Annotated in this window: 1 protein-coding gene; it reads right to left on the bottom strand. The window is 57.8% G+C overall.

Annotated elements, in window-relative coordinates; translation table 11 throughout:
* The coding region (locus HMPREF1023_RS14900; RefSeq protein ID WP_009307299.1) for a restriction endonuclease subunit S at positions 1 to 1,371 on the bottom strand (1,371 nt) is incomplete at both ends.

The following is a 1,371-nucleotide window of genomic DNA, read 5'->3' as shown; positions in this document are numbered from 1 at the left end:
GGCGATGCGGCGCTGCTCGGCGAGGGGCGGCACGGGGATCAGGTACCTCTTCACCGTCTCTTGCGCAAGCTCCTTCTGCTTCGTTGAACCGCTCGCCTGATCCTCGATAACGGATTGGACCGACGGGCCCGCAAAGTAGAGGAACGCATATTCGTAGCGCAACCAGTCGGGCACGGTCCTGATGACCGTAACGTGGCTGTCGGCAACCGCCCACCCGTAAGGGTTTTGGTTCGAATCGTAGACGGCCATGCGGCCAAGGGTGCCCAGCCCCGTCGAGTTCCAGAGCAGGTCGCCGTCAACGAGCAGCCTCTCCTCGGCATACGATGCAACGCTGTTCGGGTCGACGAACTTCGCCCTCTCCAGCGAGAACCCTGACCATTGATTGCATTTCTGAGCGACAACGGGATATTTTTTTTCGAGTGAGTACTTTGGCGATTTGCCGCGCTGTATGTAGGTGGTAATGCCCTCCAGCCTTGCCCACTCCCAGCCTTCAGGGATCTCGAACGGGATCTCGCCGTCGATGCAAATCGGCTCGCTCTCGCGGCCCTTCGCATCCACGCGCTTCTCATAGCGCCTGCCATCGGAACCGAGGTAGATTACCGACTCACCGCCCTTGGGGGCCTTGATCTTCTTCTCCTTGATAAGATGGGCGCGTTCCTCGCGGATGCGATCGAGCAGCACGGATGCGGGCTCTTCCGACGGATCTTGTGGCACGAGCTTGCCCTCGACGGCCATCTGCAGCACGGATTTGCGCAGGCGCTCGGGCAGCGAAGCGTCCAACGCTTCGCGCTCGTCCTCCAGCTTGCCGTGCTCCCCAACGAGCGGCATCAGCTCGGAGACGCGCTCGGCGATGCGGCGCTGCTCGGCGAGGGGCGGCACGGGAACGAGAGCGGCATAAAGGTGTTTATCGTTAATGGCGGGATATGCGACACCTTTTGAATTGTCGGTGCGATTAGCGTACGTATCAAAATCTGGGGACATCAAATAGTTGAGCAAATACCCATTCGATATACCATCGAGGCAAACCATCGCCGCAAAACCCGTGCTTGCGATTGGCGGTAGCGAGAATTTGCGGTCAACGATGCACATGTTATGCAAGTAGGGTCGTACCGTTGAATAGAGAACATCACCCAACTTGACAGGCTTGCGTGCCCTCGAAGGTGCTTTATCGGCTTCAATCAAAGTTTCCTTAGAGCTCAAACGCTGGTGGGCGTTGTCAATGGATCCAATATCGATATAGCTGAATGCGGAGGTTGGCTTAAGCTGCGCACGTTGATAAACAATATTGCCAAGCCTTGCCCACTCCCAGCCTTCAGGGATATCGAACGGGATCTCGTCGTCGATGCAGACGGGCTCGCCCTTGCTGCGCTT

The sequence above is a fragment of the Eggerthella sp. 1_3_56FAA genome, from assembly GCF_000185625.1.
Classification (GTDB): Bacteria; Actinomycetota; Coriobacteriia; order Coriobacteriales; family Eggerthellaceae; genus Eggerthella; species Eggerthella lenta.
This window is presented reverse-complemented; position numbering and strand designations above follow the sequence as displayed.